Source organism: Candidatus Cryosericum hinesii (assembly GCF_003570985.1).
GTDB lineage: Bacteria > Caldisericota > Caldisericia > Cryosericales > Cryosericaceae > Cryosericum > Cryosericum hinesii.
In genome coordinates, this window is the sequence record NZ_QXIW01000031.1 from 148709 (window position 1) to 171058 (window position 22350).

19 protein-coding genes are annotated in these 22350 nt (G+C 58.3%); 8 read left to right on the forward strand and 11 right to left on the reverse strand.

The window, feature by feature from the left end; genetic code table 11:
* Window positions 1-27: 27 nt before the first annotated feature.
* The 5 genes from SMC3_RS07285 to pta form a co-directional block, all read right to left on the reverse strand.
* A complete protein-coding gene (locus tag SMC3_RS07285) occupies window positions 28-669 on the reverse strand; it encodes a CYTH domain-containing protein (RefSeq protein WP_165846662.1) in 642 nt (213 codons plus the stop codon).
* A gap of 1 nt (window position 670) precedes the next feature.
* On the reverse strand, window positions 671-2074 hold the full coding sequence (gene pepV / locus SMC3_RS07290) for a dipeptidase PepV (protein WP_119087167.1): 1404 nt from the start codon (window positions 2072-2074) through the stop codon (window positions 671-673).
* Between the two features lie 12 nt (window positions 2075-2086).
* On the reverse strand, window positions 2087-2617 hold the full coding sequence (locus tag SMC3_RS07295; protein ID WP_165846663.1) for a chromate transporter: 531 nt from the start codon (window positions 2615-2617) through the stop codon (window positions 2087-2089).
* Window positions 2614-3231: a chromate transporter gene (locus tag SMC3_RS07300; RefSeq protein ID WP_119087169.1), complete on the reverse strand. Its 618-nt coding sequence runs from the start codon at window positions 3229-3231 to the stop codon at window positions 2614-2616. The genes SMC3_RS07295 and SMC3_RS07300 overlap by 4 nt, the downstream gene beginning before the upstream one ends.
* 77 nt (window positions 3232-3308) lie before the next feature.
* On the reverse strand, window positions 3309-4283 hold the full coding sequence (gene pta / locus SMC3_RS07305; protein ID WP_119087170.1) for a phosphate acetyltransferase: 975 nt from the start codon (window positions 4281-4283) through the stop codon (window positions 3309-3311).
* A 230-nt stretch (window positions 4284-4513) separates the two neighbouring features.
* Between pta and SMC3_RS07310 the strand changes: the two genes are divergently transcribed.
* Window positions 4514-6274 (forward strand): copper amine oxidase N-terminal domain-containing protein, encoded by a 1761-nt coding sequence (locus tag SMC3_RS07310; protein WP_119087171.1) that lies wholly within the window; start codon window positions 4514-4516, stop codon window positions 6272-6274.
* A 100-nt stretch (window positions 6275-6374) separates the two neighbouring features.
* Here SMC3_RS07310 and SMC3_RS07315 read toward each other — a convergent pair whose 3' ends face one another.
* A complete protein-coding gene (locus SMC3_RS07315; RefSeq protein ID WP_119087172.1) occupies window positions 6375-7280 on the reverse strand; it encodes a hypothetical protein in 906 nt (301 codons plus the stop codon).
* A 34-nt stretch (window positions 7281-7314) separates the two neighbouring features.
* Window positions 7315-7860 carry an RNA polymerase sigma factor gene (locus SMC3_RS07320; protein ID WP_165846664.1) on the reverse strand — a complete coding sequence of 182 codons (546 nt, stop codon included), beginning with the start codon at window positions 7858-7860 and terminating at the stop codon, window positions 7315-7317.
* A 452-nt stretch (window positions 7861-8312) separates the two neighbouring features.
* Here SMC3_RS07320 and SMC3_RS07325 point away from each other — a divergent pair, with 452 nt between their 5' ends.
* The 3 genes from SMC3_RS07325 to SMC3_RS07335 all read left to right on the forward strand — a co-directional run bounded on the left by SMC3_RS07325 (window position 8313) and on the right by SMC3_RS07335 (window position 10991).
* On the forward strand, window positions 8313-8735 hold the full coding sequence (locus SMC3_RS07325) for a hypothetical protein (RefSeq protein WP_119087174.1): 423 nt from the start codon (window positions 8313-8315) through the stop codon (window positions 8733-8735).
* Window positions 8736-8988: 253 nt separating this feature from the next.
* Window positions 8989-9729, forward strand: coding sequence for a hypothetical protein (locus SMC3_RS07330; RefSeq protein ID WP_119087175.1), 741 nt, complete (start codon window positions 8989-8991; stop codon window positions 9727-9729).
* Between the two features lie 56 nt (window positions 9730-9785).
* Window positions 9786-10991 carry a hypothetical protein gene (locus SMC3_RS07335; protein WP_126850809.1) on the forward strand — a complete coding sequence of 402 codons (1206 nt, stop codon included), beginning with the start codon at window positions 9786-9788 and terminating at the stop codon, window positions 10989-10991.
* A 120-nt stretch (window positions 10992-11111) separates the two neighbouring features.
* On the opposite strand, the gene SMC3_RS07340 is transcribed toward SMC3_RS07335, so the two are convergent.
* Window positions 11112-11753, reverse strand: a complete 642-nt coding sequence (locus tag SMC3_RS07340) for an ECF transporter S component (RefSeq protein ID WP_119087177.1) — start codon at window positions 11751-11753, stop codon at window positions 11112-11114.
* Window positions 11754-12057: 304 nt separating this feature from the next.
* On the opposite strand from SMC3_RS07340, the gene SMC3_RS07345 reads away from it, so the two are divergent.
* The 3 genes from SMC3_RS07345 (at window position 12058) to SMC3_RS07355 (ending at window position 17747) form a co-directional block, all read left to right on the forward strand.
* Window positions 12058-15126 (forward strand): S-layer homology domain-containing protein, encoded by a 3069-nt coding sequence (locus tag SMC3_RS07345; protein ID WP_119087178.1) that lies wholly within the window; start codon window positions 12058-12060, stop codon window positions 15124-15126.
* Window positions 15127-15261: 135 nt separating this feature from the next.
* Window positions 15262-16677: a DUF2325 domain-containing protein gene (locus SMC3_RS07350; protein WP_165846665.1), complete on the forward strand. Its 1416-nt coding sequence runs from the start codon at window positions 15262-15264 to the stop codon at window positions 16675-16677.
* A 275-nt stretch (window positions 16678-16952) separates the two neighbouring features.
* Window positions 16953-17747: a M23 family metallopeptidase gene (locus tag SMC3_RS07355; RefSeq protein ID WP_165846666.1), complete on the forward strand. Its 795-nt coding sequence runs from the start codon at window positions 16953-16955 to the stop codon at window positions 17745-17747.
* Here SMC3_RS07355 and SMC3_RS07360 read toward each other — a convergent pair.
* From SMC3_RS07360 to SMC3_RS07370, 3 genes are all read right to left on the reverse strand, one after another.
* Complete coding sequence (locus SMC3_RS07360) at window positions 17737-18555, reverse strand: FTR1 family iron permease (RefSeq protein WP_119087181.1); 819 nt, start codon at window positions 18553-18555, stop codon at window positions 17737-17739. The two genes, SMC3_RS07355 and SMC3_RS07360, sit on opposite strands and share 11 nt — an antisense overlap.
* Window positions 18556-18653: 98 nt before the next feature.
* Complete coding sequence (locus SMC3_RS07365; protein WP_119087182.1) at window positions 18654-19484, reverse strand: hypothetical protein; 831 nt, start codon at window positions 19482-19484, stop codon at window positions 18654-18656.
* 12 nt (window positions 19485-19496) lie between these two features.
* Window positions 19497-21158: a nucleoside kinase gene (locus tag SMC3_RS07370; RefSeq protein ID WP_119089972.1), complete on the reverse strand. Its 1662-nt coding sequence runs from the start codon at window positions 21156-21158 to the stop codon at window positions 19497-19499.
* A 102-nt stretch (window positions 21159-21260) separates the two neighbouring features.
* Between SMC3_RS07370 and SMC3_RS07375 the strand changes: the two genes are divergently transcribed.
* Window positions 21261-21851, forward strand: coding sequence for an RNA polymerase sigma factor (locus SMC3_RS07375; RefSeq protein WP_207799715.1), 591 nt, complete (start codon window positions 21261-21263; stop codon window positions 21849-21851).
* Window positions 21852-22350: the final 499 nt, after the last annotated feature.

Consider the following 22350-nt stretch of genomic DNA (forward strand, 5'->3'; position numbering starts at 1 on the left):
GATTCACAATTGATGACAGGATGTCCGTCAGATGAGTTCGAGTGCCTTGAGCCCGTCCTGGTACTTGGATGAAGCGCGACGGGGGACGACGGCGAAGAACGTCTCGAACGCGCGCATCAGGTCCTGAAGACCCTCGACCGAACCGGCTTTCTGTTCGATCTCCAATTCGGTTGCGTCTGCCCTGTGACCGGGTTTGCGAGGGGAGCTGAAGACGACTGTGTCACACGCGATCTCGTAGGCGCGCTCGCTCTCATGGAGAACGTAGTGGAGGGAGCGCTTGTCCATCGATCGCAGGGAAGCAGACAGAATCAGGCCCTTCAGCAGCCCCGCTGACGACGGCATCAGGCGCAGGATATCCTCTACGCTTGGCAGCGATTTCTCCGAAAACCCCGGGGCGTCGACCTCGTCCTCGGGACGCTCCTGCACCAGTCCGTCCGGCGAGGCGGACGGACCCTTGAGAGAGAGAAAAACCCTGCCCTGCATGATACGCAGGCGCAGGGCGTGGTGGCCGTAGAACAGGGCCAGTTCGGGAGTGTCGAGGTAGATAGTCAGGATGTCGACGGTCCCGGCATGCTCGAGCGCGAAGTTTCCAATGTGGTCCATGGCGTTCAGGCGGCGAAACAGCGCCTGGTCCAGGACCTGATACTTGACTTCGCGCTCGATGCCCACCTTATCCCTTGAGAAGTTCTGCCATGGCGTACGCGTAAATGCGCGTCGCCTTGAGCAGGGAGTCGACATCAATATACTCATCCGGAGCATGCTCAGTCATCGGCTGACCGGGGAACAATGGCCCAAAGGCCACTGCGCCAGGAATGAGCCGCGCGTATGTGCCACCACCGATGGAAAAGCACTTTGCTTCTGCGCCCGTATACTCTGTGTACGCCTTCTGGAGTGTCTGGATCAGTGGCGTGGCGGGGTCGACGTAGTGTGGCGGGCTGTCATGCATAACCGTGAACTCGACTTTGGTCCCCAGCAACTTCTCGACGAACTGGTCGGTGACCTGTTTGCTTGTGACCGTGATAGGATACCGGATGTTGATGACCGCGGTGCTGTTGTCATGGTCAATCTGCAGGGTGCCCAGGTTGAGCGTGAGGACACCCGAGACCTCATCCGCAAAGTCGACACCCACGCGATGTCCAGTCCACTCGATACCGATCTCGCGTGCAAGGAACTGCAGGGACTCGTCGTCTTCGAGACAGTGCACAGCGTCCAGCACCTGCAGCAGCTTGCCGATGGCGTTGCGACCCTTCTCGGGAGTAGACGCATGCGCCGGCACGCCTTCCACGTCGAGCTTCAGCTCGCCGTTTGCGAGCGTCGTCGATACCGAGAACTCGTCCTTGGGCAGGCGTTCGATCAACCCTTGCAGGCGCTGCAGCTTGTCATGATCGGTGACCAGGACAGCTTCCGCGTGTTGCGGTACGATGTTGGAACGCGTACCACCCTCGGCGTGACGCAGGATGCCCCCATGCATGCCGTGACCGACCAGTTGCAGGTTGAGGATGCCCTTCTCGCCGTTGATGATAGGGAACTCACCATCCGGGCTGAATCCGGCCTCGGGGATGCCGTACTTCTTGAAGTAGTAGTCAAAGTCGGCCATTCCGGTCTCTTCGTCGGTGCCAAACAGCAGCATGATCGCGTTCTTGGGCTCGATGTGCTGCGCTTGCAGCGCCGCACGGGCGGCAGCCAGCGCAAAGATGGAGGCAATGGCGGGTCCTTTGTCGTCTGTGGAGCCGCGGCCATAGAGACGGCCGTCCTTGACGGTGCCGGCAAACGGGGGAACACTCCAGCCCGTTCCTTCTGGCACGACGTCTACATGGCTCAAGACGGCATATTGTGTCCCGTCGCCGCCCCAGCGAACGCGGCCGACATAGTTGTCCATGTTTTCGGCTGTGAACTGTCGTCCTTCGGCAGTCTTGAGAACAAACTCCAGGGCACGGCCGACCTCTTTGCCAAACGGTGCATGCGAGCTGGCCGTCGTTGGGTCCTGGACTGACGGGATAGCTATGGCGCCGGACAGCGCCACCATCATCTCGTTCTCATGTTCGTTGAGATAGTTGTCGATAGCTTTCTTCATCTAGTTCCCCCTTTACCTGAATATCAGGAGCCCGAGTCCACCGGCTGCAAGCAGCACGAGGAACAGGTTGAGTTTCTTCCCATACTTCAGTATAAGCAAAAGAATGCCGAGTGCTGCGACGTATCCCCACCACGCGGGGATCCCGCCCCTGGCGATGGAGTAGACCGCATAGGTGAGCAGGGCCAACACGACTGGTTGCAGGCCGTCGAGAAACGCAGAGACCCAGCGGTTTGTGCGGAACGTGTGTGCGACGGTCGCGATGATGAGGATGATGATGAACGAGGGCAGGATGACGCCCAGCGACGTGACCAGCGCGCCGGTGAGACCGCGCAGCTTGTACCCTACAAAGGTCGCCATGTTGATGGCGACAGGACCGGGAGTGATCTCGCTGATGGCGACGAAGTCCAGAAACTCCTTCATGGGGATCCACGCCAGATTGACGACCAGGTTGTTCTGCAGCAGCGGGATCATGGCCTGTCCGCCACCGAACGTGAACATCCCAATCTTGAAGAAAACGCCGAACAAGGCAAGGAAGCTGATCATGAAGCGCTCTTCCCAGCAGCCGGTGCTGTTCCATGCGGTTTGAACGCCTCGACGGCGATGCCGACCAGGCCTCCGACCAGAATGAGCCAGATGGGGCTGACCTGGTGGACAAAGAACAGGATGCCGAGCGATGCCGCGCATACGACAGCGGAGACAATGGTCCATTTCTGTCGTTTGCCCAGGTCGAGGACAACAGTAGCGATCTGAGCCACGACACCCACGATAACGCCGGCAAAGAAGCGCTGGACCCAGACGTTGTCCTTGAAGCCGGGGAAGAAGACGGCGATGATGATGATGACGGCCACGGCCGGGATACTGACGCCCAGTGTGGCAAGGACGGACCCCAGGACACCACCCTGCGTGTAGCCGACAAATGTCGCCATGTTGATGGCGATCGGGCCGGGCGTGACCTGGCTGATGCCCAGCATGTCATAGAACTCCTCATCCTTGAGCCAGTGGTACTGCTCGACGAGATAGCGCTTCATCATGAGGATCATGGCATAGCCGCCTCCGATGGTAAACGCCCCGATGATGAAGAAGATCCAGAACAGCAGAAGCTGTTTTCTGACTGACGCGTGACCGGCTGTGTAGGCGATGAGCTTCTTCTGTTCCATTCATTCCTCCGGAGTCACGAAAGGGGCAGCACACGACTGCCCCCAGATCTCTATGTCGTGTGGGCTAGTTCCTACAACTACGCGTTCAACAGCGCGATGCAGCAGACGTCGCGGATGTCTTCGGGCGAGCAGCCGCGTGACAGGTCGTTGGCCGGCTTGGCAAGGCCCTGCGAGATAGGCCCGATAGCCTGAGCGCCCGCCAGCCGCTGGACCAGCTTGTAGCCAATGTTGGCGGCGTTGAGCTCGGGGAAAATGAAGACGTTTGCCTTGCCTGCGACCGGGCTGCCCGGAGCCTTGCGTTCACCGACGGAGGGCACATACGCGGCGTCGAACTGCAGTTCGCCGTCGAGCAGGAGCTCGGGCGCCTTCTGGTGTGCCAGTGCAGTTGCCTCGCGGACCTTCGTGACCATGTCGTGCTCTGCGGAGCCTTTGGTGCTGAAGGACAGCATCGCGACAGCGGGCTCAACGCCCGTCAGCGTCTTGTACGTCTTCGCGGTCGCGATAGCGACGTCCGCCAGCTGGTCGACGGTAGGGTCAGGGATGATGGCGCAGTCGCCAAAGCCCAGCAGCTTGCCGTCGGGCATCACCATGAGAAACATGGAGCTGACCGTCTTGCAGCCAGGTGCGGTGCCGAGAATCTGCAAGGCAGGCCGCAGCATGTCGCCGGTGCTGTGGACCGCGCCCGTCACAAGCGCGTGGGCCATGCCGATCTCCAGCATGCAAGTGGCAAAGTAGATGGGGTCGACCGACAGCTCGGCCGCTTTCTCGGGTGTCATGCCCTTGGCCTTGCGCTTCTCATAGATCAGGGTGGCAAACTCGGCTGCCTTGGGTGACATCTTTGGATCCACGATCTGTACGCCGGTCAGGTCGACGCCCAGACGGGTCGCGTTGGCGCGGATGGATGTCTCGTCCTCGACCAGGATGACGTCAGCAATTCCGCCGCTGACCAGCATCTGTGCCGCTTTCAAGGTGCGCTCTTCGTTGCCCTCGGGCAGAATGACGGTGCGGTGCAGAGCCTTCGCCTTGACCCGTATCTCTTCCAGTACACTCATGTGTTCCTCCCGCAAAGGTTGATTACGCCAAATATTGTACCACGGCGGCGCTTAGCGTCCAACAGGACTGTGAAATGTCCCATGGCCAGCGGGTTGCGCGGGCATGTTAAGCCATGCTTGCAATAAGTATCTCTCACGATATACATATGGCAAGACAGTGAGCGACACGAGGCGTGCAGCTCTGTGATGTCTTCGGAGATCCAGTGGAGTCGACGAGGGGAGAGTGTTATATGAGGAAATTTCTGTCCGTTGTAGTTGCTCTGGTTGTGCTGTCTGTGTTCTGCCTGCCCAGCATCTCACATAACATGAGCACCGTCCTTGCCGGTTCGCCTTCGTGGGTGAAGATCTACGGTGGAGCTGGTGGCGATGAAGCCCGTTCTGTGGTGCAGTTGGCAGATGGGGGGATGCTCGTCACTGGTGTGACATCGTCGTTTGGCGAAGGCAAGGGCCTGCTGGTCGTGAAGCTGAACGCCGCTGGGAGCGTCGTATGGACCAAGACATTCTCAGATGTCGTTAGCTACAACACTGCGTGTGCCGTGGAGACCAAGTCAGGAGAGATTGCCATTGCCGCCACTTCCTCTTCTGAGGATGTGCTTTTCATCAAGCTCAATTCAAAAGGAAACGTCCTGATTCAGAAGACATATGGTGGCGACGGAAAAGATTGGCCCACCCAGATTATTCAGACGTCCGACGGTGGGTTCGTCATTGCCGGCAACACGACCTCCTTTTCGGAAGGCCAAGGTCAGGGGCTTATCCTGAAAATCGACGCCAGCGGTAGCATCAAGTGGGCAACTGCGCTCAGCGAAGTTGACACTGATAATGCGGTTTCGGTGTGTGAATCAGGCGACAAGGGAATCGTCGTTGCTGCCTCAACAACCACGATTGGAGCAGGAGACGTTGACATTCTTGTCTGCAAATTGACTTCGAGTGGCGGCCTGGGCTGGACAAAGACTTTTGGCGGAAGTGCCGAGGATGTGGCTACCTCGATTGCCAGTGCAAGCGGTACTGACTGCGTTGTTGCAGGATATACTTCTTCACTTGGTGCAGGAAACGACGACTGCCTTGCCATGAGGATCAACTCTTCGGGTGGAGTTGTGTGGTCGAATACCTATGGCACCGGCTACAATGAAGAGTGGTATGGCATGACAAAGGCCCGCGATGGCGGGTTCGTGGTTACTGGCGTGACATTGGGATTTGACGCAAAGAACGAGGACGTGTTCCTGGCGAAGCTGAATGCCGGTGGAGCCGTACAGTGGGCAGAGACATTCAAAGGAGACAACGAGGATCATGCGAATGCGGTGACACAAACTGCCGATTCCGGGTTTGTCGCTGTTGGAATCACGAAATCGTTCACATCGTTCGACAAGGAGAATTACGACTTCCTGGTCATCAAGACAGACTCATCGGGCGGTATTTCTGGCAGCAGCAAGTATCATCTCTTCAGCGCTGACCTGCAAGCGGCGACAGCAAAACTGACAGCAAGTACTGCAGGCATCAAGAGGTCAACCGTATCTGTGGCTGCGGCCAAGGCAAGTTCACAGGACTCCATTCCGAAACTCCTTTCCGCTACGATCTGTGGTGGTTCTCAGACGATTGTCACACTTCAGATCAACAATCCGAAAATGACAGTGAATGGGACTGAACAGGCGATCGACGAGCAAGGTACCAAGCCCATCATCAAGAACAACAGAACCCTTGTCCCAATCAGAGCGATTATCGAGTCGCTGGGAGGGACGATTGCCTGGGATGCGACTGCAAAGAAGGTAACTCTGGCGCTGGGCAGCACCACCATGCAATTGTGGATAGGAAATTCGACTGCCAAAGTGAATGGCAAGGATATTCCCATCGACAAGGATGACGCGAAGGTCGTTCCCGAGATCATCAATTCGAGGACCATGATACCACTGAGGTTTGTCGCCGAGAATCTTGGATGCGATGTCCTGTGGGATGCCGCCACCAAGACAGTAACGATAAAGTACCCAAAGAGCTAGAGTCTCCTGGCTGCACTTCTTTTCTGGAATTTCCCAGGACCGCTGGTAATTACCAGCGGTCCTGCATTTCTCGTGAGGCTCGCCTGCTGGAGTCTCGTTCCTATGGCTCTGAGAGCACCACCTGAGGTCCAGGATCGTCGGTCAGGATGACGCCCGAGATGCCGGTCGTGTCCACAATGGCGATGACGCGCTGTGTGTCGATGTCGACGACCGCGGAAAGACTTGCGGGGTGTGAACCCGTAGTCTCAATGGGAACGGTCACAACCCGGTGCAGGTGTACGTAGCCGCTGCTGAGGTACAATGTGGTGGGGTCATACGGGAGTGCTGGTTTCCCTTGCTGGCCTCCAGGGTACGGAGTTACATGTTGATAGACTGCTGCAGTCATAGGGTGTGCCTCGACAACCCGCCCCAAAGCTGCCACACTCACATCGCGTGAGGCAATTTCCTCACCGGTCGCCAGATCCTGCGCTGTCAGCGTACGTGCATCATGAGGGGCGATACGAACAACGCTTTCGGTGAGTGATGACGATTGTGACGACGAGGCGACAATGCCGACGATGCCATGCCCCGGCAGCAGAAGCAGGTGACCGGTCCCACCCGCCAATTCGGCTCGCAACAGCCTGGTCCCAGGAATCTCGCAGACACTTGTCAGAAGCCCGCGTGGATCGCGACCGGTCAACGAGGCAAGCGCCCGCTGCAACGCACCGGGAGTAGAGTCTGCTTCTACAGGGACCAGGCGCACGACGCCGGCGGGAATCGTCTGTGTCTCGTGGACTGCCGTCACCATCGGTCGTGTCCAACGGTACCAGACCGTGCCCGTAACCATGACGAGCACAATGATGGCCAAAACACAGGATGTCCGTGCGACCATGTGCATTCTGTGCCGCCGCTGGTCCAGCCGGGCAATCAGGCGTGCGAGCGACGCCTCGGTACGGGCATGGTCCTCGGCCGGCTCCCAGTCTGTTGTCTCCAGCAGTTGCTCTATGTCTTTGTCATCTATTTGCATGAGGTTGCCTCTCACCTATACAACGCATATGAGGTCAAATGTCCGAAAGCTTGCGACGCAGCAGCCCATATGCATGATTGAGTGCTGCTGTCACTTTACGTGGACGACATCCCAGTTCACGTGCAACGTCCTTCGTCGCCATTCGCTGAACATGGCGCAATATCACACACGCACACTCAAACGGGTTCAACGAACTGATGGCGTTCAGGATTTCGGGGGCGTGCGCTTCGATATTCTTCACCGTGTCGTCGTCAGGGTTGCTGCACGCGATGTCTGTGATGCCAAGCAATCCTTCTCGCCTTCTCCTCCTCAGTTCGTCCATCGCACAGTTGCGTGCCACACAGTACAGCCATGGCAACAGAGGCCGGCGTGTCGAGGCGAGCCAGCCAAGGCGACTGGTGAGCCGTGCAAACGTCTCTTCGGCAACCTCCTCGGCCAGGTCCCTGTCGTGCAGGATACTGAGAGCATAGGAGTAGATATGATGGTGATGACGGCCGTATAGGACTGCAAACGCATGCGAGTCCTCCCGTGCCAGTATCAGCAATTGCTGGTCGCTTTTCTCCTGCAGATCTGGTTCCACTCCCACCTCCACTACCAGCATATGCACGGGCAGTGCACAAAGCAACACAGCAATGAACCGGGCGACGGCACATCTGCTGTTTGGCCAAGCAATTAGCACGCAGACATGCTGGGAGGCCGTGGACGTGTCACCTCATGGGGCAACGCAATGGGAGCATGTATTGGTGGAACATTCGTGGTGATTCGGACATTTCGGACGATCTCCGTTATATAGATGAGAGGGAGCGAGATGGAGGTTTCAACAACGACCAACAACATCTCCTCCAGCGATACCACGTGGGAGATATGGGATACACGGTACTAGGGAGGCCTTCCTTGCGTAGACGGATACTTGTCGTTGTAATTGCAGTAATGCTTGGAGTCAGTGGTTGTGTAGCAGTTGCTCTTGCTCACACCTCACGACCTGCTGTCCATACTGACGGGTCCTCTCAGAGTTCTTTCTCGGACAGCGATATGGAGTATTTCCGTTCGAAGATTTCAGATTTTGGTATAGAACTCAAGCCCCTCGACGGGGTGCCGAGCGTTACCAAAGACGCGGCCATTGCCATCGCGAAGCGCGAAGTGGGCGGCGATACGATTGCCAGGGACGCGGAACATATCACGGCCATGTACACGAGTCTCTCCGACTACCCCGCTAGCCCGGAGAAGTCTCCCTTGACGTTGCCTGGAACAACCAGGGTCATGAAAGACGTCCCCGTCTGGATCGTGACCTTTCACGGCGTGTACATGCCCCATTCCGGTCCCTGTATGATCGATGCCAGTGGCAAACAGATTCCTTCGACCAGAGATCCGTATGTGTTCGGAGACGCGAATGTTGTCCTCGATGCTGAGACAGGCAAAGCACTCGAAGACTTCAACTACAATACCCCTTCGTGAGCGTGCGGGTGGAATGGGAAATTGGGGGCCAATCTATGTACCAAAGTTCTCGCAGGTGAAATAAAGTCTTTGAAGTTCTGGTATTCTGGGCCTTCTGTCCTGCGGGTTAGCAAAAACATCGCCACCGCGTTACACTTGTAATGGAGGGCATGATCTCCGCTGCGATGCCGTACGGATACGGTGCGCCGACGGCACTGATGACCGGGTTCCAGTCCATCGCTCTCGTCGAGAGTACGTGTTGGAGGAGCATAGCATGAATACTAAGGGACTAGTCAGGTTTATCGTAATAGGCATAGTGCTGCTTCTCGTCATCTCTGTTGGCGGATACTCTCTGTATCGAGCGCTCGTAGCGTCTTCTCGGGATAAGGCGGACGTCAACACGATCTACCAGGTTGTCGGCGAATTCGGCGCGCGCCTCAGAAATATAGCGACTTATCCTCTCCATGATCTGGAAGATCTGGCTGCGAAAGAAGGTATCAGGGTACGCACCGTCAATGGAATCAAAGTGTTCCACACAAAGGACGGGCGAGACCTCGAGATGTCCACGACCTCCGACGGAAGCGACTGCGTTGTAGATCACGGAGAAGTCATGCTGCTTAAATCAGCGCTTCAGTGGCAGCTGAATCTTCCGATAACCGGCGAGATAGCTTCGAGCGCTGAAGATACTTCGGAGCAGTATCTCTCGACAAAACAGGCGGTAGACGCCAACCTGAAGGAACTTATTACCGACCGACTCTATCAAGCATTCGTGCGGGATCCGTCGACCATTCCAGGAAGATCCGCCTACGGTGAGTGGCCAGATGAGATTCGAATTGATTCCATACAGAAGGTAGACGACACATCGTTCTCGGTGAGCGCAAATGTCATTTTTGTGACAAGCGTCCAGACTGCTAGAGGTCGCGGAACGACATGGAAAAAGCCCATTACGCTCACGCTCAAGAAGGTCAACGGCACATGGTTGATTGACGATGTGACGGGAGGGCCGAAGGCATGAGCCGGATAGCCGAGTACGCAGTGTCGCAGGCGAAGGAAGCGTTGGAGGCGCATAGTATGAGAACAATGATGTTCAGATCCAGTTCAAGGGTCACTGCGTTCATTAGCATCCTGCTCGTACTCGTTCTTGCAACTGGTTGTGCACCGAAAGTTGTTCAAGTGGAGGGACCACAGGTCAGCGCCATGATGCTGACCAACGTGACGGATTCCGCTTACGACGCTGTTCCGCTCACATGGAATGTTGGCAAGAACGCCCTGCAGAGCACCGGAACGGTGGTGTTGCATGTAAACAACACAAACGGAGAAGCGAAGTTGTTTTGGCTACCTGCTTCGCCCGCTACGCCCATCTTCGTCGTCCAGCAGTGGAGCTATAAGAATAGACTGCCGCTCCTGACGAAGGCGACATCATCAAGCAACGATCTTATGATTCGCACGCCTCCCATAGGGATACAATATGCATCATCTGCTACGGGAAGTCCTCTTGTCCGGTGGCATTACGGAGAGAGTTTTATTGCTACGCAAGGCGAACTTGAGGTACCAACAACACCTTTGACACCGAAGACCAATTTGGACGGAATGATCATCAAGATCACTGAAAGGAGCATTTGGCAACTACCAGGGATCGCCGATCCTCCCAAGGACAAGATTCTGACTGTCCCCGCTCCTGCCGGACAAGTGCGGATAGAAGTCTTGTATGGAAGTGGCGGGGTAGACAACGGATTTGTTCTCGTCCAGGCAGAAGCGCCTTTTGCAGTGGTCTCGCTTTGGCTCATCCGCATGAACAATGGAACAGGAACCATGGTACGATGCGGAGATGCGGACGCATTTGGCGGAAGCCTCATAGCGGGTCAGGATCCAAGCTTCGCCAGGGTCGGCTCTCTTCTCTACCTCACTCACGGTCACACGAAAATCGGCTGCATCGACACGGCAGCTTCCGCGCCCTCGGTAACGTTGCCGGAAACGCTCAATGCGCTTCTCACCAAGCTGTACGGTGAAGGGCCGACCGCCGCCGAGGCGCCGCTCATGGCTCACCTGGCAAGCGACAGCGACACATTGATTGTAGAGTGTCCCGATATGTACTGGAATTCCGTGTACTACGCTGTCGACGCATCCGGAATAGTTCTCGGAAGTTTGCACGTCGACAAGACTTCGATCGTGAGCTTCGACGCGAAGGGGCAACAGGGTTTTACGCTCAAGACACCTGGTTCTCCGGGGGCTATCTCCCTTCCTTCTATCGATCTCTTTCAGGCGAACATCTTCTAACCACCGTAAAGTAGCTGGCACAGTCTGTGCCACAGCCGGATCAGACAGACTGATCTGCTCTTCTTGTAGAACCGTTGATATCAAGCAGAAGAGCCCGTGGATATGCGCCCACGAGTGAGCTTAGCCAATATCGTGCTTCATATTCTTCTGTATGGGTCGACAGACGGCGTACGCGGCCACTCCGCCGATTATCGCTTCGGGGATACCGCTGGTCAATATGGTCAGGCCGATCAATCCGAGAAGCAGGTCGAACCCTTTTCCCAGCACCGTTGCGTAGTTATGCCCGAAGAAGACGTAGATACCCCCCAGGACCCCCAGGGTGTTCACGAGACTGCCCAGTGCCCCGCTGAGGCCGTAGACGACGCCGCTTTTCCAGTTCAAGCGGGTAAACAGCTTGAAGCAGGCACCCGCTACGACGCCGACCAGGATCCTCGGTACAAAACAGATGACCAGGCTCCACACATTTCCATGCGTGGCTCCGAGCATGTAGAACGGAGTGAAGACAAACGCGACCAGAGGGTTCGGCGGGGTGAACGTCCAGACCAAAAAGCTGAACAAGCCGGCGAATGCCCCCATATAGGCACCTGCGCCGGTGCCGAGAAGGATGGCCGTGATGATGACGGGAACCATGCCGAGCGTAGCGACGATCGGTCCCACTGCCGGAAGGGAGCCGAGCGGTGTAAAGCAGACCAAAGCCTCAATAGCGAGAAGCATGGCGAATTGGGTCAGAATGAGAGTCTTCCCTTTGAGCGGTGTTTTCATGCCAAACCTCCATGTAACAGAGTGCGGCATCCTCGGCGCAACAGTCGCGGCCGCTTCCCGGCACGGAGAAGGCGGCGATGTCGTCATACGAGACCACCTTACTGAGGGGTCTAATATTCATTGTAGCAGTGTTTCTGCGAGCGTGTGCTTTCTGCGGGGACGAAGCATGCGGGACGGTGGTCGGAGGAACCGGCGATGGGTCTTGCAAATATTTGCACAACGGGCAAGAATGTGCCCAGTTGCACATACTGCTCGACCTCAGTTGAAGGTTATGTGACGGACTGCAGAGAGAGGAGGCTCAATCGTGAGGAAATGCAACTTGTTTGCCAGTAGTTTCACCGCAGGAGAAGCTGTCGCAAGGACCTGGTTCCGCGAGATCGTGATAGGCGTTCTTGTCGTGACGCTCCTGCTTACACCACTGAGCCCGGCCCTCAGAGTACTGGCCGCTAACCCTCTCGTCCTCGATGGGACTGAGAGCTCCTGGGCAGAACCTGAGCTGCAGCTCGCCTACTCGTACGGGCTGACGTATCCAGCTGTTATGAACCACTTCATCAAACCGATCACGCGCGAGGAGTTCTGTGTGATCGTCGTGAAGCTGTATTCGAAACTGACGGGCAAGACGCCGTCGGCAGGGACGTCGCCGTTCACCGACACGGCGAACCCCGAGATCGTCAAAGCCTATAACCTGGGCATCGTCCAGGGGACGGGTGCAGGGAAATTCTCTCCCTCTCTCTCCATCACGCGCCAGGAAATTGCCACGATGATCTACCGTGCACTGGGCAAAGCGGTCCCACCCTTGAAAGCTGTCAGCCAGACCGATTTCCCCTTTGCCGACAAGGTTAAGGTCGCTACGTGGGCGCTGGAGGCGATGGAGTTCGCTTATCAGAATGCCATCATGAAAGGTCTGAGCGCCACCACTATCGACCCTCTCAGCAACACCACCCGTGAGCAAGGCGTCGTCCTCATCAAGCGGACCTATGAGGCGTTCCGGACTGCTTCCGACGTGAAGGCAACCCTGGTCTTGCCGACCGGCAGGATTATCACGTTGACCGAGAAGGCCAAGTACCTGGCGTCGGACTGGGACGGTTTGCTCAACGCCCCTTTGTACGATGCGCGCCTGACGCTGTATGCTGCGACAGGATCAGCGAAACCCAAGAGCAGACCGGCTGACAGGCTTCTGATCAAGTCTGCGTCCATGTACTCAAAGGCCGACAACGCCGCGCTCATCGACATTGCTGGAAATCGCGTGCGGTACTTCGCCTATACGCTGACCCGAGCTGCACCTGCGAAGGTGGTCTGGCAAGTTGCGAATGTCCCGTTCATAGGATTCCCGACAGACTGGCAGAAGCCGACAGGACTGGTCGCGTCAGGCCAGGTGGCAGGGACGGCCGGTGAGTTTGCCATCGATTTCGCGACGTTTGCTACGAAGTTGGGTGTCCCAAGCCACTACCGGCAGCTGACGACACCTGGGACCCAACAAGTTCTCTACGTGAGGGCGGTCCCTGTCGACGGCAGCGGGCGGTGCATCGGTGATCCGGGCGAAGGCGTACGAGTGCTGTATGGCAGCAGCCTGTCGGTACCACCGTCCGCAAGTTCGCCGCTGGCCTCCCCCTCCTTCCAGTTGTGGACGCCTCTCCGCAATCTGGAACCCGATGCGAAGCCGGAGTTTCCCAACATTCTTGAACACGTCGCCAAAGTCGGGGTTTCCTGTGAAGAAACGACTCCTCACTGGTTCCAGTTCAGGGGTGCAGGTGCGACCACGAGCAGTGTCGTCTTCCAGGTTTCTGCCAAGCCGTTCAGCGACGTGGAGGACTGGAACGCGCCGTCGGGACTGGTCTACTCCAAGACCTACAGTCCACTTCCTGTCACGCTCCTTGCCGACTACCACAATACGGTTCCCATTCCATTTCATGACTTCGGTCCAGCCGCGGCTACGCTGAAGCCTGGTGATCAGGTGCTGTACTACGTGAGAGCGGTTGCGCTCAGCACTTCCGTGACACCCGGCGTGACATCAGCGGCCTTCTCTGATACCGTGACGGTGAGCTACTTCAAGCAGCAGCAGGTGAAGATCTACCAGTGGAAGACGGTTTCAGAGCCTTCGTACACGCCCACCATCAAAGTTGTCCACTATGAGCCAGTCCAGTGGGAGGATCCGAACTGGGCACATTACTACACTGTGTACCGGTATCCCAAGTGGAATGAGCTGAACTTCAACATCACGAACGGCACCTCGACCCTCTACACATACCAGTACTACGCAATGAACGACCCAACCATGACCCCCGACCGCTACGAGAAGGAAATCCTGTGGAAATGGCTCACACCGGGGTCCCATCTCCAGGTCTGGGACAAGTCAGGGGATAAGTCCTGGTGGGCGGAACTCTGGGATGGCATTGTCAGTTTCTTCAAGACAATCATCGACGTTGTCGCCAAGATAACCAACTGGGTATCGACCGCTTTTGCCAAGCTCAAGGGAGGCCTGATAGCGTTCATTGCCAAGAACTTCCCTGGTATTCCTGACGACTGGCGCAAGGGCCTGGAGTTTGCCCTGACGATGCTGGCAGACTACGGACTTGCGTCGCTTGGCATTCCACCATCTCTGCCCAATTTCGACCAGCTGGCGAGTGGAAGTCTCAACTACCTGGCCAATGAGGCCCTGGCTCAGGCAGGCATTCCGGCCAGCGCCGTGACGGATGCGCTGATAGACCAGGCGAAGACCACTATTACATCAAGCCTGACTGATGCCGCCAACTCTGCGACACCCAACCCGCTCAACTCGCCCTTCCTGAAAGCTGACCCAGCCAAGCTCTACCAGCCTGCCTACATTGATGTCGCAATCACCAACCCATACAAGGACAAGCCATCACTCGCCGGCTTCCTGAACTTCGATGCCGGATGGGACTGGAAGGACACCAATATCACCGTCACCACGTCGACCTGGGCTGAGAAGCCTACAGGTCAGATATGGGCTGACGCGTTGGCATACAGGGACCACTTCTTCAACGGCCTGAGGAAAGGCTACCCCTATTACCCCGTCAGTTATTGTATCTATGAACCTGTGCGCAACATCGCCATCCCGCCGCTGATGCCAGGCGAGACGACGACCATCCGTGTCTACCTGAAGGAGTACTCTGGCATGCCGTACCCCTTTGCTCCTCAAGGAGACTCAGTCACGTGGGATGACTTCACCAACCTGTATTGGGGCGCCACGGGCAAGGCAGACTTTACAGTATGGACAAGCGGGTTCCGTCTGGCGAACATCACGCCTGCGACGTCGTTTGATCCTGCCACAAACACGATCTATACCCACACGTATGATCACACTGCTTCTTCACAGACTTTCCAGACGGTACCGAAGGACCCCTACAACTGATAGCGGAGAACCTTCAGACAATACGTGACATCTGATGGCCGGAGGTCGTTGATCTCCGGCCATTACGATGAGCGGTGTGATGTACCGCTTCACACCTTTATCCGATATACTCATATGGAGAGAGGAGCTGGTGTGATGGACGAGAAGGAGAAGGCACAACTGGCGCAGGCACTGAAAGCACAACTGGCTGGGGGGCAGCGCCCCGGTCCCGTCATCCCATCCGTACGCCCTGCCATCCGGCCCAACCTCGCGCCCTTTGCGCTTGCGGCCTGTGCCGCGAATGCCCATCTGCATCGGCACATTGATGAAGCGTTGAGGCTGGCCGACCCCGCATGGGACGTGCAGACGGCGGGCAGCATGCTCGTGCACCACCCGGCGCTGGTCACCCTGCCCATGGAAGACGCACCGTACGCGTGCAGGCTGGTGGGAGTATCGCTGGCGGCACAGCACGACCAGCGGGCGCGGGCCTGCCTGGGCGAGATCATGCGGGATGGCTGGCGGCGCGCGTGGCAAATGGTCAGCGCCGGTGAGAGCATCAGCCTGGAGCGGTTCAGGGTGATGCATCCCAGGGAACAGCAGCAAGAGCCCGATGCGGAACTGGTGGTATTGGCATGGTATGCCGGCATCTGTGGTGTTCCAGTGGCGGAGACCCCATTACGTGAGGCTCTGGACCATTCCCTCGTCAAAGCGCTGCATCGCCTGACCCTGGCAGCCGCGGAGATCGATCCGGCAAGCCGGTCCCGCTATGATGCCGCTTTGAGGTATGACCAGCTGTGGTGGCGAGCCGCCGGTGGCGACAGTGGAGACCGGGAGCTTGCGACGCGTCTGAGCGCTGCCCGTGATGTTCTCAGGCAGGTAGCGCAGGTAGACCAATCAGCTTCTCCAGGACCGGGCGACGTCTGGCAGGCTGCGTTCCTGCTCGCTGGCACCGATGCTGGACTCGACGATGGAACGACCGTCAGCATGCTCGCCGGACTCTTCGCCCTGAGGCAGGTGCCGGCGACGCAGTCACCGACCGCCTACGGGCCGACTCCATCGGTCGGTGCCCCGGCAGACGGTGAAGAGCTGTGCAGGGCACACGCAGACCTTGCTGTACAACTGCGCGAGACGCACCGCCTGAGCGGCGAGCTGGACCGGGCGCGCGACCGCCTGAGCGCGCGCGAGGCCGAGATCTCACGACTCACAGGTATTCTCTCGGCGCGTGGCGAGCCTGAGCCCGAAGTGCAGTACACCGTGCGCTCCATCACCGAGCGGGTCCTGGTCGCCGGTGGACATGAGACACTGTCCCGAAACCTGCAGACATGGCTTCCCAACAGCGTCTGTATCGCTACAAATGGCAAGGAAGACCTTGACCCGGCGGTCCTTTCCACTACCCGCCTCGTGGTCGTCCTGACGTCGTACATCAGCCATTCCTTCTCGGGCAAGGTGATCAACGAGGCGCACAAGAGGGACCTGCCCGTCGTGATGCTGGATTGGCGCAGCGCCAAACACATCCTGCAGGAGATCGACCGCGCGCTGGCGGCACAGCAGGACCTTCCGGCAAAGCAGTAAACCCTATTGTCATTCCCGCGCAAGGGAGCGTGCTTCTCCTCTATCCGTCATTCCCCCGAGCCCTTTTGTCCCTCGCATCCTTTTGTCCCAGATGCGAGGTGTTCTTCAAGGCGAGGGGTGCTTCCCTCGAGTATGTTAGTGCAATACGAGGGGTGCTCTGCCGCGTATGTGGAAATCCATTCTTAACCTTGTAACCGTTGCTCAAGCCAGTGACCGCCATATACTAAAAGGTTAGGCCCAGATGAGTCTGTGCCGCGAACATGGAGGTCCCGAGAGTGAACATACGCAAGGCAGCGGGGTGGATCCTGCTGGTGATAGCAGTTGCAGCGGCAGGCGTGGTCTTGGTTGGATTCAATCGTAGCCGTGCCGACCAGCGTCATGCAGTCGCTTATGTGCAGTCCGCGGACGTCTGGCAGGCCAGACAACTTTTGCTGTGGCAGGAGGTCGACGCCGCTCGTGATGCCCAGGTGGCACAGCAGGAGCGCATTCTGCAGACGGCTGAGGCTAAAGAGGCGGCAGATGTGGCTGCGGTCGAGGCCGGGGACCAGGAAGCCATGATACGCCAGAGTAACCGCGAAGACCAGTTCATCCGATCGGTCATTGCGGGATGCGACCCTGCGGTCGCTGCCCAGCTCAAACCCGTAGCGGAACTGGCATGGCCCCTGGCGGGACCTATGATGATCACCTCGCCCTATGGTGAACGCATGCACCCAATCATCGGTGAAGAGGAGTTCCACCGGGGCGTCGACCTGCGCGCTCACTATGGCTCGCCCATCCTTGCACCCGCTGATGGGATCGTCTTGTACATCGGCAGCAAAACTACCTATGGCAACATGGTCGTCGTCCTGCACGGGGGAGGTATTGCCACCGTCTACGGCCACCTGTGGAAGTTTGCGGTCCAGCCCTACGAACGCGTCCAGAAGGGACAGCTCCTTGGATATACGGGCAACACGGGCTTCAGTACTGGTCCCCACCTTCACTTTGAGGTGCGCCAGGATGGCGAACCGACCAATCCGCTGGAGTGGCTGCCTCCCATCGAGACAACTGAACAGGGGGCGGTTATCCAGTGACCGATGCTGGCGTTGTTGGGCGAAAGTACGCCCACAACGCTCCGGCCAGGTAGACAATCCACGCGACGATCTGGACGAGATTGGGGCTGTCGACGTATCCGAAGACAGAGCCCAGCAGTCCACCGACGACACTTGTGTCACTCACAATGGCCCGCGTGGACCAGAGAGGGGCGATTCCTGTCGGCAGAAGCCCAAGGCCCTGGAACTCGCCAATACCACCAACCAGGAGACCGGCGGCCATGACGATGAGGAGGACGCTCATGACGGTGAAAAACGGCTTGAGAGCCAGCCGCCTGCTACCGCTATAAACGATCTCGCCAAGAATGGCGGCAACGGTGAAGCCGAACACGGCACCGCCAATGGTTGCAGCTGGAGTGGCCTGCTGCGCGGAGCCGACGACAAAGAGGACTGTCTCGATACCCTCCCGGACGACAGAGATGAATGCAAGCGAGGCGAGCGTCCACACAGAACCGTCGCTGACGGCGTGCAGCACGCGTTGCCGAAGGCTGGAGCCGATCGTTGCCGACTCGCGCTTCATCCACAGGGTCATCCACGTCAGGATGATGACCGCCAGGAGCTTCAGACTTCCCTCGAGGGGCGCTTGGAAGCGTTCGACCTTCGTTGTGTGCAGGACGGCGAAGATACCAACGGCTGCCGCAACGCTGACAATCGCCGCCGCCGCTGTCCCCAGCCATACCTTGCTCGCAGACCGGCTGGCGCCCAGTTGACGCAGGTAGGCCAGAATGATAGCCAGCACAACCGCGATTTCTACTCCCTCTCGCAGCGTTATGATGAACGTATTCAGCATGTCTCAGCCTTTCCTGCCGGACCACAACAGGCGCTCAGCAAGAAAGTATATGTAGCTATTCTAATAAACAAGTGAAGCAGGTATCAACATCGTCGTCCTTACGCCCCCGGCACAATGCCGCCCATTGGTGTCAGGTCGAGCCTGTTTGCCCGCAAAACCCGGACGAGCGCATTGAGTCCCACGGAATCGCAAGCCATGTGACCGGCGACAACGAGCGTCCCTTTGACCTCTGACTGGCGGAGCTTCAGGATGTCGGCGACCTCCATGTGCAGGGTCATCACGGTCCCGATGCCATGGCGCCAGTACGCTTCCACGACGGCGGAACCTCCATTGGTACCACCAGCAAAGGCGGTGACGACCTTGCCGGCCGGTGCAGCAGGGCCCCCGACAACGACCGCGGGACGTGTCTTCGCGTGCGCGAACTCAGGGATTTCCAGCAGGATGTCAGTCAGGTCCTGTACGGTCGCTGCAGGGCCAGTCTCGGCCAGACGCCGCTGAACGTGGGCGTCCACGATGCGTTCCATCATGAGGTCACAGGGATAGTGGACGTTCATGAACGGTATCCCCATCAGGCGGGCGACGCTGGGCATGTAGTCCCAGTTGCGCATGTGGTTGTTTCGCTCGACACCGAACTGCCGGGGCCGCAGGGCCTCACGTGCCTCGTCCTCCGGAACACCTGCTTTCGTGAGGGTCTGCAGTTGCCGGTTCATGACGAGGTGCAGGTTCAGCATGGCCTCGTCTCCCTGCGGGTGGTGCACGATGACGCCGTCGTACCCAAGGTCGCGGGCGATGCTCAACAGGCCGGTGTCGACGTCGATGCACACCAGGGCCTTCGTTATCTCACCGGGCACGTACACCTGTGTGTCCTCCGGGACCTCCGTGAGTCCAGCCATCTCCAGTGCCAGCCGCATGATTCGGTCTGTGTGCATACGTGCCTCCGTCTAGTAGTTGAAGTAGCTGTTGCCGATGAACTCGCGAATGATGGACGTGCTGGGGATGACGTCGATGTCCATTACCGGCAGGAAGTAGTCAAGGAACCGGATCAGCCGGCGTGCCTCGGAGTATTCGGGCACCGTGTTGTCGATCTGCAGCAGCAGCTGCATGGCGTAGTTCTTGAGGAAGGCCAGCTCGTATACGAGCGACGAGTTGAACATGGCGTCGGCGTTTTCCTGAAAAGGGAAGATGTGCCGTTCCTCACCCATGCGGACAGAGTGCCAGATCTGCAGTGTCTGCAGGGCCGAGTACCCGCGGAACTTGTGGTCGCGCACCATGCGCCGCAGGATACGCACGTCCGTCGTCGGGATGCGGTTGTCGGCGTCCAGGTTGAGGAACGTGAGTGCTGAGACGTAGATGCGATACTTGGCGTTGTCCGGTATCTGGGAGGTCAATTTCGGGTTCAGGCCGTGGATGCCCTCGACGACCAAGATGGTGTGGTCGTTGGGAACGATGGTGTCACCGGCCTCGGAAGAGGTCCCGGTCTTGAAGCTGTATTTCGGCCGTGTGACAGTCTCCCCAGCCAGGATGCGGTTGAGGTCGTCGTTGAACCTCGCTGTGTTGAGCGACTCCAGACACTCGAAGTCGGGTTGGCCCTCTGCGTCCCGAGGTGTCTTGTCCCGGTCGACGAAGTAGTCGTCCAGCGAGATGGCGTGAGGGTCGAAGCCGTTGACCCTGAGCTGCAGGGCAAGCCGCTTGCTGAACGTCGTCTTGCCGGACGAGGACGGACCCGCGATGAGGACCAGGTGAGCACCTGAGGCCGTAACGCGATCGGCCAGCTGGGCGATCTTCTTCTCGTGAAGCATTTCGCTCACCATGATGAGTTCGCGGGTGCCGCCGCCGGCCACGACATCGTTGAGGTCTCCGGCCGTTTCCACGCGGATGATGCGTCCCCACTCCTCTGCCTCGTCGAAGATGTCGGCCAGCTTGGCCTGAGGCACGTAATCCGGCAGGGCTGTGGGGCTGGTGATGCCGGGGAAGACGAGCACCATGCCCGTGCGATAGGGGATGAGGTCAAAGAGCGGCGTATCGCCGGTGCTGTGCGGCATGAAGCCATAGAAGTAGTTGGGGTGTTTGCCCAGGTAGTAGATGTTGACGGTGGACTTGCTGCGGTAGCGCAGCAGCTCGGCCTTGTCGTGCATGCCCAGATTCTCCAGCAGCGGCAGGGCGTCCCACTTGTACAGCTTCTGCTTCTGGTACTCCAGGTCCTGGTTGATGAGCTCGTGCATGCGCTGCTTGATCTGGACGACCTCGTCGTCGGTCACGCGCATCTCGCGGAAGTCACAGAACAGGCCCTGCCCCAGTGAATGAAGGACCCGGAGCCTCCGGTCGGGAAAGAGATCACGTGCTGCAGCATACAGGATGAACACGAGACCGCGCTGGTAGATGCGTGCGCCGTCTTCGACGCTCATGTCGATGAAACAGACGGTGGCGTCGTGCTTCAGCGTCTTGAACAGCTCGCGGATGTCGTTGTTGACGCGTGCCGCCATGATGCGTGACGTGTGGTACGCCGCATAGTCCTTTGCCAGCGAGTCCAGACGGACTCCTCGCGGGTACAGGACGTCCTCGCCGGTCTCCTCTATATGTAGTCTGATCATCTCTGTCGCCATTGTGATGCCTCCTGACTTCTCAGTCTAAGCGCGCATGAGGTATGAACAAGTGCACTGTGGTCAGTAAACCAGCTATACTGTCCATCGAGGATGGGGGTGAGCGTGGCGGAGGGCAAGTCCGATCAGGATCTCCTGAAGGAGGCACTGAGTGACACGGGAGCGGTAGCCGTGCTCTACGATCGATATCGCGACCGCATCTTTGCATGTCTTATCCACACCGTGCTGGACCGAGACCTCGCCGAAGAACTGACCGAAGCCGTGTTCGTCAAGATGGTGGACAACCTGCCGAAACTTGCACGTGGCAGAGCACCCCTCGTGCAGTGGCTCTACCGTGTCGCCAACAATGAGGCTATGTCATGGTTCCGCCATCGCCGCAGTGCAGAGAGGTATCTCGCGACCGCCCGCATTGGTGATGATGACGCCGACCCCGACTACGACGACATGGTCGCGGAGGCTCAGGGTCATGCCGGCGAATTGCGTGCCGCCGCCGAGCAGCTGGCACCCTTCGACCGGCAGTGTGTCATGCTGCGCTACGGTGAGGGATTGACGCCGCGGGAGATCGCACCGATGCTTGGTTGCAGCGCAAAGCAGGTCAGCAACGCTCTTCAGCACGCCTTCAGCGTGTTGCGTGCCGGCATTTCAGCAAATCCGGGCGGGTTGCGTTATCCTCATGAAGAGGAGGAGAGAGAATGACTCAGGAAGAACTGGAACATCTGCTCGAGAACGTGGACTGGGAGCCGAAGGTCGACCCGTTGTGGGCTGAGACTAGTCGACAGCGTCTCGTTGCATATGCCGACCGGATGGCGGTTCACCGCCGCCACATGCGGCATTGGCGCCTGACGTTGGGACCCGCTCTCGCTATCGTGCTGGTTGTCCTGTGGTGGACCCAGACGGGACCCCTGCGCACGGCCATCCATGCTACTGCACAACTACCCGACAGCATCCGCCTGCTGCAGGAAACGCAAAGAGGAACATCCAGCTCTGATCTGGCAGAGTCATCGCTACGCCAGACGTGGAACAACCTGATTGCGCTGGTCACCCCCGGAGCACGTTTGGCGGCGGTCACCGATGCAAGGCGGGATTCTGCAACAGGCCTGGTCAGCGCGACAGTGCGCGGTACGGATGGATATATTCTTGTTGATCCTCATTCGAAGTCCCTGGTAGGAGTCGTTGGGATGAAGGTCCCGAGCGA

Bases quoted from the DNA above. Each gene is read 5' to 3' on its own strand.
- pepV (WP_119087167.1), bottom strand. From the start codon at position 2,074: ATGAAGAAAGCTATCGACAACTATCTCAACGAACATGAGAACGAGATG.
- SMC3_RS07295 (WP_165846663.1), bottom strand. From the start codon at position 2,617: ATGATCAGCTTCCTTGCCTTGTTCGGCGTTTTCTTCAAGATTGGGATG.
- SMC3_RS07300 (WP_119087169.1), bottom strand. From the start codon at position 3,231: ATGGAACAGAAGAAGCTCATCGCCTACACAGCCGGTCACGCGTCAGTC.
- pta (WP_119087170.1), bottom strand. From the start codon at position 4,283: ATGAGTGTACTGGAAGAGATACGGGTCAAGGCGAAGGCTCTGCACCGC.
- SMC3_RS07310 (WP_119087171.1), top strand. From the start codon at position 4,514: ATGAGGAAATTTCTGTCCGTTGTAGTTGCTCTGGTTGTGCTGTCTGTG.
- SMC3_RS07315 (WP_119087172.1), bottom strand. From the start codon at position 7,280: ATGCAAATAGATGACAAAGACATAGAGCAACTGCTGGAGACAACAGAC.
- SMC3_RS07325 (WP_119087174.1), top strand. From the start codon at position 8,313: ATGGAGTATTTCCGTTCGAAGATTTCAGATTTTGGTATAGAACTCAAG.
- SMC3_RS07330 (WP_119087175.1), top strand. From the start codon at position 8,989: ATGAATACTAAGGGACTAGTCAGGTTTATCGTAATAGGCATAGTGCTG.
- SMC3_RS07335 (WP_126850809.1), top strand. From the start codon at position 9,786: ATGAGAACAATGATGTTCAGATCCAGTTCAAGGGTCACTGCGTTCATT.
- SMC3_RS07340 (WP_119087177.1), bottom strand. From the start codon at position 11,753: ATGAAAACACCGCTCAAAGGGAAGACTCTCATTCTGACCCAATTCGCC.
- SMC3_RS07350 (WP_165846665.1), top strand. From the start codon at position 15,262: ATGGACGAGAAGGAGAAGGCACAACTGGCGCAGGCACTGAAAGCACAA.
- SMC3_RS07360 (WP_119087181.1), bottom strand. From the start codon at position 18,555: ATGCTGAATACGTTCATCATAACGCTGCGAGAGGGAGTAGAAATCGCG.
- SMC3_RS07365 (WP_119087182.1), bottom strand. From the start codon at position 19,484: ATGCACACAGACCGAATCATGCGGCTGGCACTGGAGATGGCTGGACTC.
- SMC3_RS07370 (WP_119089972.1), bottom strand. From the start codon at position 21,158: ATGGCGACAGAGATGATCAGACTACATATAGAGGAGACCGGCGAGGAC.